At 44.7% G+C, this 15041-nt stretch carries 15 protein-coding genes; 9 read left to right on the top strand and 6 right to left on the bottom strand.

Annotated features, from left to right (window positions below):
• The 9 genes from TI10_RS09790 to TI10_RS09750 are packed head-to-tail and all read left to right on the top strand — an operon-like array spanning position 1 to position 9921.
• A complete protein-coding gene (locus TI10_RS09790; protein ID WP_049583122.1) occupies positions 1-1755 on the top strand; it encodes an ABC transporter ATP-binding protein in 1755 nt (584 codons plus the stop codon).
• Positions 1752-3398: an ATP-binding cassette domain-containing protein gene (locus TI10_RS09785; protein ID WP_049583121.1), complete on the top strand. Its 1647-nt coding sequence runs from the start codon at positions 1752-1754 to the stop codon at positions 3396-3398. The genes TI10_RS09790 and TI10_RS09785 overlap by 4 nt, the downstream gene beginning before the upstream one ends.
• Positions 3395-3574, top strand: coding sequence for an MbtH family NRPS accessory protein (locus TI10_RS09780; RefSeq protein ID WP_049583120.1), 180 nt, complete (start codon positions 3395-3397; stop codon positions 3572-3574). Before TI10_RS09785 ends, TI10_RS09780 begins: the two co-directional genes overlap by 4 nt.
• The gene (locus tag TI10_RS09775; RefSeq protein ID WP_049583119.1) at positions 3571-4341 is read left to right on the top strand and encodes a thioesterase II family protein; all 771 of its coding nucleotides are present in this window, start codon (positions 3571-3573) and stop codon (positions 4339-4341) included. The genes TI10_RS09780 and TI10_RS09775 overlap by 4 nt, the downstream gene beginning before the upstream one ends.
• The gene (locus TI10_RS09770; protein ID WP_049583118.1) at positions 4334-5857 is read left to right on the top strand and encodes an MbtH family NRPS accessory protein; all 1524 of its coding nucleotides are present in this window, start codon (positions 4334-4336) and stop codon (positions 5855-5857) included. The genes TI10_RS09775 and TI10_RS09770 overlap by 8 nt, the downstream gene beginning before the upstream one ends.
• Positions 5854-7089: a cytochrome P450 gene (locus TI10_RS09765; RefSeq protein ID WP_049583117.1), complete on the top strand. Its 1236-nt coding sequence runs from the start codon at positions 5854-5856 to the stop codon at positions 7087-7089. Before TI10_RS09770 ends, TI10_RS09765 begins: the two co-directional genes overlap by 4 nt.
• 9 nt (positions 7090-7098) lie before the next feature.
• Positions 7099-8184: an AMP-binding protein gene (locus tag TI10_RS09760; RefSeq protein WP_049583116.1), complete on the top strand. Its 1086-nt coding sequence runs from the start codon at positions 7099-7101 to the stop codon at positions 8182-8184.
• A complete protein-coding gene (locus tag TI10_RS09755) occupies positions 8129-9013 on the top strand; it encodes a phosphopantetheine-binding protein (RefSeq protein WP_075262244.1) in 885 nt (294 codons plus the stop codon). The genes TI10_RS09760 and TI10_RS09755 overlap by 56 nt, the downstream gene beginning before the upstream one ends.
• Positions 9010-9921, top strand: a complete 912-nt coding sequence (locus tag TI10_RS09750; RefSeq protein WP_049583114.1) for a condensation domain-containing protein — start codon at positions 9010-9012, stop codon at positions 9919-9921. The genes TI10_RS09755 and TI10_RS09750 overlap by 4 nt, the downstream gene beginning before the upstream one ends.
• Positions 9922-10182: 261 nt before the next feature.
• Here TI10_RS09750 and TI10_RS09745 read toward each other — a convergent pair whose 3' ends face one another.
• From TI10_RS09745 to TI10_RS09720, 6 genes are read right to left on the bottom strand one after another with little or no spacing between them, the layout of a single operon-like run.
• On the bottom strand, positions 10183-10809 hold the full coding sequence (locus TI10_RS09745; RefSeq protein ID WP_049583113.1) for a tail fiber assembly protein: 627 nt from the start codon (positions 10807-10809) through the stop codon (positions 10183-10185).
• Positions 10809-12041, bottom strand: a complete 1233-nt coding sequence (locus TI10_RS25905; RefSeq protein WP_049583112.1) for a phage tail protein — start codon at positions 12039-12041, stop codon at positions 10809-10811. The genes TI10_RS09745 and TI10_RS25905 overlap by 1 nt, the downstream gene beginning before the upstream one ends.
• A gap of 10 nt (positions 12042-12051) precedes the next feature.
• Entirely contained in the window at positions 12052-12708 is a 657-nt protein-coding gene (locus TI10_RS09735) for a DUF2612 domain-containing protein (RefSeq protein ID WP_049583111.1), read from the bottom strand.
• A 2-nt stretch (positions 12709-12710) separates the two neighbouring features.
• The gene (locus TI10_RS09730) at positions 12711-13895 is read right to left on the bottom strand and encodes a baseplate J/gp47 family protein (protein WP_049583110.1); all 1185 of its coding nucleotides are present in this window, start codon (positions 13893-13895) and stop codon (positions 12711-12713) included.
• Positions 13895-14248, bottom strand: a complete 354-nt coding sequence (locus TI10_RS09725; RefSeq protein WP_049583109.1) for a hypothetical protein — start codon at positions 14246-14248, stop codon at positions 13895-13897. Before TI10_RS09725 ends, TI10_RS09730 begins: the two co-directional genes overlap by 1 nt.
• A complete protein-coding gene (locus TI10_RS09720; RefSeq protein WP_049583108.1) occupies positions 14245-15003 on the bottom strand; it encodes a phage baseplate assembly protein V in 759 nt (252 codons plus the stop codon). Before TI10_RS09720 ends, TI10_RS09725 begins: the two co-directional genes overlap by 4 nt.
• Between the last annotated feature and the right edge of the window lie 38 nt (positions 15004-15041).

The raw sequence follows: 15041 nt of genomic DNA, 5'->3' as shown, positions 1-15041 counted from the left end.
ATGAAGATACAAACGAATATGCAAGGTATGAACTCTCCTAACCCATTAACAGGTTTTAAGTTGCTTTGTCAGAGCGCCCGACCAATGAAAAAAGCTATTATTGGCACTTTCCTGGCATTAGTTGTCACACTTGTTTGCGATTTAGTAGGGCCATTTGTGATCCGTCATTACATCGATAAAGCTACCGCAGGTACTTTCGTTTATGAACTTGTCCTCTTGGCTTTGGGATACGCAATCATTTCTTTTGGCGGTGTTATCGCTGGTCTGGTTACCAGTTATTGCAGTACCAGTGCAGGTTGGGGTATTGCCGATGCACTTAGGCGTCAGCTATTTCATCATGTTGTGCACAATCGGTCTATCCTGCAAATTGAAAGTGAAGCTCAGGGTAAGCTCCTTGAAAAGATTGAGGGTAATGCAGACATCATTGGAAAAACTATTGCGGAATCCGGATTCCGGATTATAGGAAATATCGCATTAGCATTAGGCACTTTGGTGATTTTGTTTTCTATTATCCCAGAAGTAGGTATTGCAATTACCGTGTTGGTTCTCGTTGTGGCTTATGTTCTGATGAAACTCACTAACCTAGCGGTAGTGCGATGGAAAAAAGCCCGCGAAGAGAAAGCCCACATATTTGGTTTTATCGGCGATGCTCTTGCCGCGAAAGATGATCTGCATTCATTGGGAAGGAGCCGTTGGCCTGCTTTGCAACTACAGAAGATGCTTTCTGGCTTATTAAAAATGGAACGTAAAGCCTATGTCAGTGGGCGCATATTTTGGCCGATTACCCAGCTATTTTTTGCTTTGAGTTTTGGTCTGGGTTTTGGATTTGGACTGCAATTACTCGGTCATAACAGTATCAGTATTGGTACGTTAACCATGATCTATCTTTATGTTGACCGACTCAGAGAGCCAATGGAAGACATGTCTTCAGAGGTAGATCAGGTACAACGATTGATGGCGACCTTATCACTGGTAGTCAAGATGTTACGAGGTGAGGAGAAAGTCAATCACAATGGTGTAGAAAATCAGCTACCAGAAGGCCCCCTGTCAGTTCAATTTGATCAGGTTAATTTTCGCTATGAAGGTCATGGTAAACAAGTCTTGCATAACGTGAGCCTCAGTGTGGACGCTGGAAGCAAAGTAGGCATTGTTGGGCGCACGGGGGCAGGTAAAAGCACATTACTCAATCTTATGTGTGGGTTGGCTCAGCCTGATAGCGGACGGGTTACCTTTGCTGGTGTTGAGGTCACTTCCATTCATCCTGATGAATTTGCCAGTCGTGTGGCAGTGTTAAGCCAAAAGACGCATCTATTTTCAGCAACGCTACGTGAAAACTTAACCCTGTTCGATAACAGCATTTCAGATGATGCAATTTGGCGTGCGCTCGAAGAGTTAGAGATCCATAAATGGGCGAAAGCGTTACCAGAGGGGCTGGATACTTTGGTGGGTGTCGGGGGGCGTTCATTATCAGAAGGGGAAGTCCAAATGATTGCCGGAGTAAGAACCATGCTTCAAGACGCACAATTAATCATTATAGATGAAGGTACCTCGTTATTAGATCCTCGTACTGAGCAGAGCTGGATGAGATTACTAGAAAAAATTAGCGCTAATCGTACTGTGATCATCGTTGCCCATCGCCTACATACATTATCCACAGCTGACCAAGTCATTATCATGAGTGAAGGCCGTGTCGAGAAAGTCCTTCATCGAGCAGAGATCAAAACGTTAACAAAAAATAGGGAACTTATATCATGACGGGGTTAATCCACTTTTTCCCATCAAAAATGTTGCCTGCTTTATTGAGTTTAGCGCGAAGATTTTCCTTTCTTTACTTCACCAGCATGGTTATATGGACGCTGATCCATGGCTTACCTTTGGTCGTTGGTTTTGCTATCAGCCAGCTTCTTGATAGTGCTGTTATCAATCCAGCAGGCTCAGCGGTTTGGTGGCTATTGGCATTGGCGGTAGGCACAATGGTATTACGCTCCGTGATACTGATTTTTGGCTTACAGATTGATTTTACACTTATTTTTAAGGTCAGCGCATATCTTAAACAACGCATTTTGGAGGGGATAAATTGCAGCCACTCTGGCGCGGACCTGCGTCTTTCTCAAGGGGATATGCTCAATCGTATTCGTAATGACAGCGATGAAGTAGCCTCTTTTCTTGGCTGGACAGCGGACTTCTTCTACCGGGCGGTACTATTGTTGATAGCGCTTGTTGTGTTGCTGAGTACCGACATTGTGACGACCTTAGCGCTTTTACCGATGGTTGGTGGTTTGTGGCTGGGCGTAGCTCTCAAGCATAAGGTCGGAGCATTACAGGAAGAGAAACGTCAATATCAAGGCCAAATTGCGGGTCGTATCACTGACATACTGGCAGGAATCCGTGACCTTCGCCTTAGTGGAAAGTTGGATCTGCATATTGAGCGACTTTCAGCTAGTTTTGAACATCGTCGGGCGGTGCAGGCAAAGCATCAAATGTTCACTGATCTGCTGTCGGGGCTATTTCGTAACATTGTGATGCTAGGTACATCTATTGTCTTGATTGTTGTCAGTACCCGAATTGTCAGTGGTGATTTCACTATTGGTCAATTGGCTCTGTTTTTGACTTATATCGGTTGGGTCAGTGAGCAGATCTTCTTTTTTGGTCGTGCCTTGGCCAACTATAAAAATGCCGATGTCTGCTACGAACGAATTCAGCCACTATTACAGACAGAGCTGCCCGCTGGAGAAGTCCTTATTGCTGATGATGTGCTGAAATCACTGACGGTGAGGGAACTTTGTTGTAATAACGATACACAACCTATTTCATTTACAACTACAGCTAATCAACTCATTGTCGTTAATGGAGAAGTCGGTTCCGGTAAAAGTTGTATGCTTCGTGGCCTGCTAGCGCTGGAACGGCACTTATCAGGAAGTGTGCTTTGGAATAACAAAGAAGTTTGTGGAGATGCCCATTGGTGGCAAAGCCCCAAAGTTACTTATGCCCGTCAAGGTGCTGGCTTCGTTGGCGGTACTGTACGAGATAACTTAGCACTGGGTAACGACTCCGTCAGTGATGAAATCATGGAACAGGCGTTAACGGCAGTATATCTGAAACCGGGTTCATCTGATCTTCCTGAAGGGCTTGATACTGTGCTGGGTTCTGGTGGTGTTAGGCAGTTATCAGGAGGCCAGCGTCAACGTTTGACATTAGCACGAATGTTATGCCATTCAGCCGAAGTTTATGTCGTCGATGACTGTGATTCATCTCTGGATGCTGATACAGCCCGAGCCATATGGTCAGTATTGCCTAAAAAGTGGCAGGGAATCTGGATTGTAGCGTCGCAAAATATTGATCTGCTTGCTCAGGCGGATCAAGTGGTGACTATCAAACGGCGGAGTGAAGCATCATGAATTACAGGGTGGTATGTAACAACGTGGGTAAGCACTCCATTTGGCCAGAAGGGCGGACATTACCGTTAGGGTGGCAAAATGTGGGTTTTTCGGGATCAGAACAAGAATGCTTGGATTGGATAGCTGAATATTGGATTGATCCCAAATTAAAAGCTTCCGGAGAAGCGTTGGAATGAAACGTGTTCAACTGACGCCAGGACTATGGAATTACTGCGATCAAGAGCAAACGACAATGACCGTTGTGATTGCGCCTTTTGGCGGCGGCAGTGCTTATTCTATGACCGACTGGGCCCAGCAACTGTTGGCTGATGGTTATCGAGTGCTGGTGCTACAGTATCCGGGGCGAGGCTCTCGAAGTATTGAACCACTCCCTTTATGTATAAGAGATTTGGCGGCTACAGCGGCAAAAGATGTATTGCTGCATACACAGGGCCCTCTTCTTCTTATTGGTCATAGTATGGGAGCATTGTTATGTCATGAATTAGCATTACTTTTAGAACAAGCTAACCGAACTGTTGAATATTTGGTTTTATCAGCAGCACGTCCACCACATTTAAATGGTATGGTGCCAAAAGAGATACTCGGCATGAGCCGGGAAGCCTGGATTGAAGAGCTAAAAACCAATATAGGAAATGAAGATAAGGAACTGCTTCATGAGGATATGATTGATCTCATGTTGCCTGTGTTGCGTGCTGATTATTTGTTGGTGGCTGAGCACAAACAAGCTAGTGGCAAGGTACATTGTCCTATTTTAACCATCGGCGGTGATCGTGACCCGTGGGTGAGTCCATATCATTTACAAGAGTGGCAATCACTGACACATGATTCTTGCCAATTAGTCATGTTCCCTGGAGATCACTTCTATTATCGAGATCAGCTTTACGACATTTATTTGTGTATCCGTCAAGCTTGCTTAAAAAAGGAAGTCTGCACTAATGAGTAATGAAAATACCCAAACACAAATGAAGTATTCATCCGATTTTGAAGGTTTGATGGATGAATATTTGGTTGTAATAAATGATGAAGAGCAATATGCCTGTGTTCATTCTGAATGGCCTGTTGCTATCGGATGGCGAGCGACCGGCTTTAGTGGGACACAAGAAGCATGTAAAAAATGGATTGAAGAAGTTTGGACTGATATGCGCCCGACTTCTCTACGTAATGGCCCACAATCCTTTGATAATCAACCCTTGATAGTGATTTATGATGAAGGCGCAGCCCTTCCCAAAGACATTGTCACTGAATTGAATGAGATTGCACCATTTGTATTTGTTATCAACGCAAACGTACACACAAGAGAGCGCATATCCTACTTCTCACGATTTGGTCGCGTAGTTAATGGTTCTGATATTGAAAGGGCGTTATCAGAACTTGCTCACCTTAATCCTGCGGGGATTGTGACATTTAGTGAGCGTGCCTTACGTCTTACAGCTACTCTGGCAAAACACTTGAATTTGCCTTTTCACAATCTCGAAACGGTCTATCGACTTACTGACAAATATAAGCAGCGAGTAGCTTTACAAGAGGCTGGCATTGAGTCGATAAGATTTTACCTCATTAACACCGTGTCAGATTGGGAACAAGCTGTTGAACAGGTTTGCCTTCCCGCAGTACTAAAACCGGCCTATGGTGGTGGTAGCATCGATACTTATCTTATTGAAGATCCGCAAACAGGAAAGAGCCTTGTAGAAAAACTGCTTTCAAATAAACAGATTGGATTTGATGGTGGTTGTTCACTGGTATTGGAGGAGTTCCTTCAAGGGCGGCCATCGTTGCCTTTTGGCGACTATGTCTCGGTTGAAAGCCTAGTGGTTAACGGAGAGATTAAGCATATAAATGTGACCGGCAAGATGCCATTAAGTCCCCCTTTTCGTGAATATGGTCATATTTGGCCATCAGTCTTAAGTGATAGTGAACAGAATCAAATCTATGCATTAACATCAAATGCTATCAAAGTGTTAGGTGTTAATCAGGGGATCACCCATACCGAACTGAAGTTGACCGAGCAAGGACCCAGGATCATTGAAGTGAATGGTCGAGTGGGCGGGGGTATCAACGAGATGGCCAAAATCAGCCTCAATATTAGTCTGCTTGAAATGGCTGCACGATTAGCGTTGGGAAAAATGATTGATCTCCCTGTGTTCAATCCTGAGTACGTCTATTTCAATATCTGCCATATCGCACCAACACGTCCATGTGAAATTCTCGGAATCAATGGGGAAGATGAACTTCGCTCTCTTGATGGCGTATCGTCATATCGCTCATATGTGTGGACAGGAACTACTTTGCCGGGAGGCTCACAAACCAATGAAATTAACATGGTGTTGGGCAAAGTGGATAACCACAAGGCATTTCTGGATATTTATCAGCGTATGGGGCAGTGTTTACGTTTTCATGTTCGATTTATGGACAGTGAAGAAGTTAAAATTCTTGATGCGCATGAATTGGGGGAGATATGAACCTTATTTCAAATGTAGCTAAAGTGCCGGATAACATAAATCTCACTGACCCCCTGACTCATTTACGTCCTGATATAGATAACATCTGGCGGCAATTACGTAATGAGTCACCTGTCGCTTGGCATTCAGCGGTCAATGGTCAATTAGGATTTTGGGTTGTCAGCACCCATGAGTTAACTATGCAGGTTTACCGTGATAGTCAAACCTTTACCTCTGTTCGTGGAAATGTCATGGCTACACTGTTACATGGTGGAGACACAGCGGGTGGTCGCATGCTTGCAGTGTCTGATGGGGATAGACACCGTCAAATCCGTAAAGAGTTGTTAAAATCTTTTAGCCCCAAAAACCTGATGTCGGTACAGAAAAGAATCAAAAATGCGATGCGTGAGCTTGTACGTAATGCAGTAGCATCCGGGCAATGTGACTTTGCCACTGATGTAGCACCACATATTCCGTTAGCGGCCATATGTGATATTTTAAAAATTCCAGAATCGGATCGAGCAAAACTATTTGTTAATGCAAGTGCAGCACTGGCTTCGAACTCTTTGTCAGTTGATAAAGTAGATACCCGCCTCGCCAGAAATGAATTGTTGATGTATTTCTATAAATGTATTCAGGCTCGCAAAATCGAGCCATTGGAAGATGATCTTGTAAGTGACCTGATAGCAATGACTCAAAACTCCCTAGCACTAACAGAAGAAGAACTAGTCTTCAATTGTTATAGCGTGTTACTGGGTGGCGATGAAACAACTCGGTTGGCATTGATAGGAATCATAAAAGCATTTGCTGAATATCCAGAATGCTGGACTCAATTGAGACGTGGTGAAGTAGAAATTAGTAAGGCAGTAGAGGAGTTGTTGCGATGGACCACTCCTGCTTTACATGGTGGTCGGACTTCAACGGTAGATGTTGAATTAGGTCGTCAGCAGATTAGGGCTGGTGATGTTGTTATTGTTTGGAATCGGTCTGCTAACTTCGATGAAACTGTTTTTACTAAACCCAATCAGCTTGATCTGAATCGGAGTGATAATCGACATACTTCTTTTTCATATGGGGCTCATTTTTGCCTTGGTGCCGCACTTGCTAGAATAGAAATTACTGCACTGCTGGAGGCGCTTGTGGAGTTTGTCGATGAGATCTCTTTGAGTGGAGAACCCAGCCCTATCTATTCGACTTTTCTATCTGGTTATCATCGCTTGCCAGTCAAATTGACTGCTGCACATTATTCATAGGAATAAATAATGGAAGAACTCATAGTGTTGCATGAGCAATTTGATGGGATGGTTGAGAATGCTCCTCACAAGATCGCCATTAGTGCACATCATGTAGAAATGACATACCAAAGTGTGCAAGATCGTGCTACCCAACTTGCCTATCGACTAATGGAATCAGGTATCGGGGCTGAAGATGTAGTTGGAATCTATATTGAGCGCTCTTCTGACATGATCATAGCGATGTTGGCGGTGCTTAAAGTTGGTGCTGCTTATTTAGCACTACCACCCGATTATCCGATTGAGCGACTTCGTTATATGATAACGGACTCGCGTGCAAGGTTGGTGTTGACTCGAACCATGATGAAAGATTCAATGGTCATTGAAAATGTTGTCACTATTTATATCGATGAAATCCAATCTGTAGTGCCAAAAATCCTGCCACAAGTTACCAATCAACAGCTAGCTTACGTTATCTATACTTCGGGAAGTACAGGACGCCCCAAAGGAGTGGGAGTGACTCATCATAGCGCTGCCAACCTCGTTAGCCAAAAACAGCAGTACGTTCATTTCGGAACCAATGAAAAAATATTGCAGTTAGCACCTGCGGCCTTTGATGCTTCTGCCTTTGAAATATGGGGAGCATTGACTAATGGGGCGACATTGGTATTGGCTTCTCCCTCATATCAAGCCATTGATGAGCTGCCGAAATGCCTTGTTGAGCATGGTATTACGATATTGCTATTGACGCCTGCTTTGTTTCACGTATTGGTAGATTATCGCGAAGAGGCTCTGGATAGCGTACCTCAATTGCTTGTTGGTGGCGATGCAATGTCAGTCACTCATGCGTTTAAGTATTTGTCCAGGAAGCAGAAACTGGGCAAACCCTTTTTATTTAATAACGTATATGGCCCGACTGAAGGAACGACTTTGGTGAGTAGTTACCCTATGTCATCATTAAGTGTTGATGCAATAAAATCTCCCTTAGGTAAACCTATCGTCAATGCGGAAATGTACTTATTGGATGAGATGTTGAGACCTGTCAGGTCAGGTGAGCGTGGTGAAATCTATATTGGGGGGGCAGTCTGTCGCACGAGGGTATTTATACCAACCTGAACTAACCAGCCTGTGTTTTTTACCTGATCCTTTCTCCACCCAACCAGGAGCCAGAATGTTTGCTACCGGTGATGAAGGAGTATTGTCGAACGATGGACTGATTGAGTTTGTAGGCAGGTTTGATGATCAGCTCAAAGTGCGGGGTCATCGAGTTGAGTTGACAGAAGTAGAGCATGCAATAAAAAGCTGCCAGGATGTGAGCGCTGTTTGTGTTGTGCTGAACATTGACAGTGATCGCCATGTTGAACAATTGGTCGCCCACTATACAACTCACACTGATCATACAACTCGTAAAAGCACTGACGTTGAGCAAACTATTATCACTCGTGTTCAAACGTTGTTACCCAGCTATATGTGGCCTAATCGGTTTATTCATCATGAACAGCTACCTTTAACAAGCAGTGGCAAAGTGGATCGTCGATTTTTGATGGGCTGGAAAGAGGTTGAGAGATTAGAAGGGGAGGTATCCGGTGAACTCTCCATAACAGAAGCGCTGGTGGCAGAGATCTGGCAACAAATTCTGGGGCCATTTGACGTTGTGCCTGACGCTGATTTTTTTGCGTTGGGGGGCGATTCGTTATTGGCTATTCAGGTTATCGCTGAAGCCGAAAAACGAGGACTCAATCTGACACTCTCTACCTTATTTCGTACCTCGACGCTTAGGGGGATGTGTAAAGATTTAGTACTCTCAAAACAGACAGATAATGGACTGACGGAGGATGAAGCACTGCTCGTAAATATTTGGCAACAAGTATTGGGTCCGTTTGACGCAGTGCCTGAAGCGGATTTTTTCTCCTTGGGGGGGATTCGATTCTGGCGATCCAGGTGATTGCAGAGGCCGAGAAACAGGGCTTGATGATTGATCTGGGTACGTTATTTCGCAATCCGACGTTGCGTGGGGTTTGCCGCGGTTTGGCACAAACAAGAGAAGCTCTCAGTCAGCAGAATGAGAACCCTCTGATAAATGAAACAGATAAGCAGAGGTTGCCTGCTGATATCGAAACCGCTTATCCGGCGACGAGATTACAGCTAGGGATGCTGTTTGAGGGATTATACAGTGGTAAAGCGATCTACCTTGATGTTATTGCTCGGGATGTTAACTTGCCACTGGATGAAAAAATATTTTACGACACGCTTCAGGCAATGGTCAAAAGGCACCCGGTGCTCAGAACAAGATTTGATTTGGCCTCTTTTAGTGAAGTGATGCAATTGGTTGAATCACCATCATCATTGCCACTTATAGTGGAAAACTACACAAATCTTGATGATGAACAGTTGATTGCACGTCATGAACAAGTGATGGTTGAGTTAAGCCGACCATTTGATCCTGAAATAGCTCCTTTAATGAGGGTACATGCGGCGGCATTGAATGACGGACAATTTAGGTTAGCTTATGCCTTTCATCATGCGATCCTTGATGGTTGGAGTGAGTCTGTTTTTATCCTTGAACTTTTGAGATTGTATCAAGCCAATTTAGCTGGCGAGTCTGTTTTATTGAAGCAACCAGCACCATTGTCAGAGTTTGTCAGACTTGAGCGTGAAGCGCTCAGTAACGACAAGGCGAAACGGTTTTTTAGTCAATATTCAGCTAAAGAAAAAACGGATAGATATCAGGATACTGATTATAAGAAAGCAGTGCTGGTCTTGCCGGAAAGAATAGTAGAGCAATTGCTAAAAAATGTATCAGATTGGGGCATTCCGTTAAAGAATACTCTAATAATTAAAATATTAATATAAAACAATTAATTAAATAAAAATTAACCAATAAAAAATACCAGAATGTACACACATATGTACAAACCGAAAAAGCACTTAGGTATGAAGCGTAGTACATCATTAAGAGGAAAAGGAAGAGGGAGGGTAGATTATGAAGCCGGACTAACTCCGGCTCCGTTCTGCCTGTGCGGCAGTGTACACGCTATTCAAAAATCAGCATTTCTAAGCTACTTGTACAGTAGTCAGTTAATGCTAAACGCATTTAAAGTCATGAGTCAACAATTACTTCGGCACCTCCGGCCACTCCACATTCGGAGCCTGATCAACATCTACACGAGTCAGCAATACTCTGTATTTCTTCCATTCCAGCAAAGCGGCTTTCTCTGAGTCTGTAGCGACTTCTAAATCAACAGAGTCTTGTAGCAATGAGAGTGTTTCATTTGCTTGCTGTAACAGTGCTGCTTGCTTCTGTTTTGCTTCGTTGATTTGATGAGACTTGAGAAGGTCTTTATCAACTACCCACTCTTTGCCGTTCCACGTATCGAAGTCTGTGGGAGGCTTCTTGAAGGTTAGCGTATCCGGCAGTTCACCGATTTCTGTTATCTCAGTCGGAGCGCGAGTTAACGTGTCGTAAGCGATTTTTCCGCGATAATCGGGCAAGATTTCCCAGCACTTACCGTCTTCACTGCGACAGACGGCCTTATCGTGAGAATCGGGAAGTTGTGGCGCATCGGGATAAGCACCGGCTGATAAGCTGACACCGAGCATGACATACTCAATATCAGAGTTTGTGAATTCTCGTGTGATTTGATTCGAGTGATAAACCTTTATCCAGCCGGCTTGAATCGCTAATCCATCTTTACCCAATACGGCGGTTTCATGTTCTAAAGAGTATTTCTGTTCTGTCATTATGCTGCTCTCACTATGTAGTTAAATGCGACGTTGCGGGGGCGGGTTTCGTTTGCAGTACGCGCGACTCGTGATGCGTCGAAATTCCAATCTCCACTGCTGTTGAATGTTCCACCCACGTGACCTGACACCGTTTCATTTCGAAATATCGCTGTAAAAGCCCCGCTTGCACGCGGAACTTCAACACCTTTATACATACCGAGTGACCCGGTAATATTTTGAAGTGCGTCACCCTGCCACGACCCGCACACTCGCCCCGGATCTACCCCTCGGCTATCATCCCATCCCCGGATAAACTCGCCTCTTAAATCAGGTACTTTGCCATCAGGATAAGCTTCTGCTAGCTTTGGATATAAAGACTTATCGAATGATTGACCGTTGCACGTAAGATAACCGGCTGGCGTGTATCGATGGGGGTACGGAACGGGGACGCCGACAGGGACTGCAATATCACTTGTATAGGCGCATTCACCGCCCAGGATTTCTTTACTCGTTGAATTTGAAAATCGGCCATACAGCCGCCCAGAGCTATCAACCCAGATTTGCCCGTAGTCATTATCGCCGACGCTAATCCCGCGCGCGTAGTCCACTGTGCGGCTCCCTCTAAAAGGGCCGTTATATCCCCAGTCAGGTATCTTGTCGATAGACTTAAGCGCTGGCAAAGCCCCCACATCCCCCGCACTCAAACTGATATCCCCGGTCAGCGCCTTGCCGTTCACTTTCCGGCTGCTCGGTACGGCATTTCGAGCTTGTGCCACGGTTTCCGACAAGCCGAGGTTTTTCACAAACGCATTTTTATCGGGAATGTCTGCGCCGTTTTGGGATTTTGCGAGTTTGCTGTTGGCGTTGTCGTTGACATCAGAAACTAACTTCTGAGTGGCTGCAAGGGTATTACTGTTGCCTGTTTTGTCTGTTAACTGAGTGATGCCTTTTTCTGTTAGAGAAGCATCACGCATTTCTGGCAGCGCATTTTTAATTGCTAATGCCAAATTACTTTTCAGAGCATCGATATTCCCGTTATCCAGAACATCATTACCCGATTCTTTCGCAATAAAATCAGCAAGAATATGTGTAATAATAGATGACTGACGCCATGCTTTATTTAATTCACGAGATTTAGCAACACCGGAACTAAATCCGTTCACCCTCGCCGCTAATGCCGCATATTCTTCATTCGACAATACATTAGCGCCCTCGGCTATACCAAAGGTTAGAAATTCATTTTTAGCCATTATATTTACCTTAATTTAATAAAATGGGCCATCCGCCTATATCGAATCCGGCGATATATTTACTGTCTGAATCAAAACCGAAAATAACCCCTCGATTTTCCGAGTTGGTATAATTATTAACTCTGACCGCTCCGGGTTTAATATTTAAATATCCTTGCTGAATGACTGCTTTGACAACTTCCGGCACAACCCCACCGGTCACATATACATCCATACTCATGTCTTGGTTATCAACGAAAAATATTAATACTGACTCATCAGGAATAACACCCTGATAAATTTCAGCCAGCATTTCATTTGTACCGTCCCAGTGATTGGCTCTTATTTTTGAGCGTAGTATGGTTCGGTAAGTTTCATCATCAAGTTCAGTAAAACCCGAATCAGAATCATATTGCCGCTTCCAACTCCCCTCATCAAATCCAACTCCATCAATATCAAGAGCAAAATACACACCGACGATGGGCGTTTTGACATAACGAGAAAGCCCAATCCATTCACCGACAGCATCAAGCTGAACCCCTACGGCCTCATCAATAGAAAATTGACTATTCAGGAGTTGAGCAGCATTTGAAATATCAGACAGTGGACGGGTAATTAAATCAATGTGAGTAACAAATTTATTTGCAGTTCTGTGTTGCGGGGTAATCAGTGATAAATAATCTCTCATCTTCACCTCGCGATTAACTTAATATGTTCCGGTTTACACGTAACGGCTTCATCAAATGTCACAATTAAATTACTCGGTGATACATCATCCGCTGACCGGCCTATTTGGATTTCGAAAATGTCATAAGTTAAGCCCTCTTCGTCACGTAAATTAGCAGGAGAAAATAAACGGCTTAAATAAATATTATCACCGATTAATTGAGCGTCGATATAACTTGCAATAGCTGAACGAATTCTATCGCCAACCAGCGTTGTATAACCCTCAAACGCGGTAAGTGTTATTTCAACGAAGACCGGAACATCTTTAGGGCGTGAAAAGTGAATCGGATGCAAAATACCGTAGGTATCGGCTACTTTGATTTCAGTATCACCAAAAGTTCCCGCACCTGGACCTTTCTTCGTTTCTATTGTTTGAGCAATTAACTTAGCGTCACCACCATCAACGATCATTGCTATAGAATGCGGTGGAATGCCGTTATTATCTGTAATGTTAGTATCGTTCTCAAACCCACGCCGCCGAACAACGCCGGGTATTAAGCTGATGGCGCCTTGAATCCCGTCAAGTACAGTCCTTGAAGGTAACGCGACGGATTTTCGTTGCCGTTCGCGCAGGGCAGTATCCGACTCAATCGGCTGTCCGGGTGTCGCTACTGATGGATTTGTTACACTCTGCCAGCCCTGAGTAGGGGTGCCGATAATCGAAACATCCCCGACTAACGCGGTGACATTGCCCTTTGTCTGGCAGGTAGCGGTAGCAATGACAAAACCGTGAATGCCAATGGATACAGTACCCGGTAAACTCCAGCTATAGCCGTTGATATCTCGCACTATGCCGTTTTTTACAACAGTACCAACGGTACCGATTAACTTAACGTCTACAGTCGAATATGTGGATTTATGCCGGGTTATCCCATTGATTCTTACATTGTTAGATAGTGCTGCACCGGTAGCTGATGCTGGACTGAATGAGTTATAAGCCGCCATGACAGCATTATTCGCATCGTGTATCGCGAGGGCATAAATCGCTATCATCTGGCCGTCTTTGCTGTCTGGATCTAAATAAGCGTCAGTGCCATAGATTTGACGGAAATATTCTGAGAGCTTACTGAGAATTGTCTGGTAATCAGGCGCACCGATGCCCGAAGCTGTCACTGTTGCGGCCAGCCCCAAAGTGTCAAGATTTAACATTATGCCTCGCTTGTTACCGTTGCTTGCCCGTAGATGGTATCAATTGTTGCTGTAAATGTAAGGCGGCGTGTCGTGCCGTCATTGCGAGTATCAAACGAAAGAATGGATTTAACACATTGGGTTTTTAAGATTCGGTCACGAACGGCAAGGATATAAACATCTGATCGTTGTTTTCCAAGCACGGACTGTACGTATGGCGTACCTTCCTTCATATCTAAGAACCATTCACCGCGCCATAGTGCCAGCCGGGTTTTTACTGCCAGCGCAACCGCTTCCGGGGAATTAATCAGAAACGTATTATCCCCCTGGCCGAAACTGTAATCTCCGTCCGGATCTTCTCTTCTGTATCTCATTGAGGTTTCCCCGTCTTACTGCCACCCGATTGCACGCCACTATGGACATGGTTTTTCAGGCTAATCCCTGCTGCTGTCACATCGTTATTCACGGTGACCGGACCTTGCATCGTTGCAGTTCCGCCACCAGCCCCCATCCCCTGCGATAAGTTGCCGTTAATGGTGACGTTGCCGTTCAGAGTGATTTCAGGTGAAGTGATTTCAGTACCGCCGTTAGCTGTGGCGGTAAGTTTTGCCGGTGTAATCACCGTGATGTTATGGCTGTTGGGATCGAGTTCGATATACGCCGCGCCATCATCACTTCTTAGCTGCGCGGTGTTTGTGCTAACCCCTGAAATTTTCTTTGCCTGAGATTGTGGACCAACAATTGCAAAAGTATCGGATAAACTGTGCTGGCGTTCATCTGCCGGTTCTTGTACGCCTCCCGATTGCCACCAGAAATCAATGCAGCGATCGGCGAATACCACCAGGCATTCATCACCCGCTTTTACCGGGAAGGTTAATGTCACGCCACCACCTCTTGGGAATATAACAGGCACATCTACAAGCAAGGGTAAGGATACTGATGTTTTTTTATCGTCTTTATCAGTTGTGCCACTTTTAATCGCAGGCTGAACAACGCACGTTACTGCTTCGGCATTAAAGGATTGAATAATGCCCGGTATCGCTACTCTAAGCTGAGAAGAAAGCGAATGATTGATGGCTTTCAGGGTTTCGGATAAATCGCCGGTTCTGGATTCGGTTGATACTGGCATGGGGGAAACTCCATAAAAAAAACCCGCGCAAGGCAGGT

Source organism: Photorhabdus luminescens subsp. luminescens (assembly GCF_001083805.1).
In the GTDB taxonomy this organism is placed as follows: Bacteria; Pseudomonadota; Gammaproteobacteria; order Enterobacterales; family Enterobacteriaceae; genus Photorhabdus; species Photorhabdus luminescens.
This window is presented reverse-complemented; position numbering and strand designations above follow the sequence as displayed.

What these genes read in the sequence shown, in the direction of transcription:
- TI10_RS09790 (WP_049583122.1), top strand. Translation starts at nt 1, where the DNA reads ATGAAGATACAAACGAATATGCAAGGTATGAACTCTCCTAACCCATTA.
- TI10_RS09785 (WP_049583121.1), top strand. Translation starts at nt 1,752, where the DNA reads ATGACGGGGTTAATCCACTTTTTCCCATCAAAAATGTTGCCTGCTTTA.
- TI10_RS09780 (WP_049583120.1), top strand. Translation starts at nt 3,395, where the DNA reads ATGAATTACAGGGTGGTATGTAACAACGTGGGTAAGCACTCCATTTGG.
- TI10_RS09775 (WP_049583119.1), top strand. Translation starts at nt 3,571, where the DNA reads ATGAAACGTGTTCAACTGACGCCAGGACTATGGAATTACTGCGATCAA.
- TI10_RS09770 (WP_049583118.1), top strand. Translation starts at nt 4,334, where the DNA reads ATGAGTAATGAAAATACCCAAACACAAATGAAGTATTCATCCGATTTT.
- TI10_RS09765 (WP_049583117.1), top strand. Translation starts at nt 5,854, where the DNA reads ATGAACCTTATTTCAAATGTAGCTAAAGTGCCGGATAACATAAATCTC.
- TI10_RS09760 (WP_049583116.1), top strand. Translation starts at nt 7,099, where the DNA reads ATGGAAGAACTCATAGTGTTGCATGAGCAATTTGATGGGATGGTTGAG.
- TI10_RS09745 (WP_049583113.1), bottom strand. Translation starts at nt 10,809, where the DNA reads ATGACAGAACAGAAATACTCTTTAGAACATGAAACCGCCGTATTGGGT.
- TI10_RS25905 (WP_049583112.1), bottom strand. Translation starts at nt 12,041, where the DNA reads ATGGCTAAAAATGAATTTCTAACCTTTGGTATAGCCGAGGGCGCTAAT.
- TI10_RS09735 (WP_049583111.1), bottom strand. Translation starts at nt 12,708, where the DNA reads ATGAGAGATTATTTATCACTGATTACCCCGCAACACAGAACTGCAAAT.
- TI10_RS09730 (WP_049583110.1), bottom strand. Translation starts at nt 13,895, where the DNA reads ATGTTAAATCTTGACACTTTGGGGCTGGCCGCAACAGTGACAGCTTCG.
- TI10_RS09725 (WP_049583109.1), bottom strand. Translation starts at nt 14,248, where the DNA reads ATGAGATACAGAAGAGAAGATCCGGACGGAGATTACAGTTTCGGCCAG.
- TI10_RS09720 (WP_049583108.1), bottom strand. Translation starts at nt 15,003, where the DNA reads ATGCCAGTATCAACCGAATCCAGAACCGGCGATTTATCCGAAACCCTG.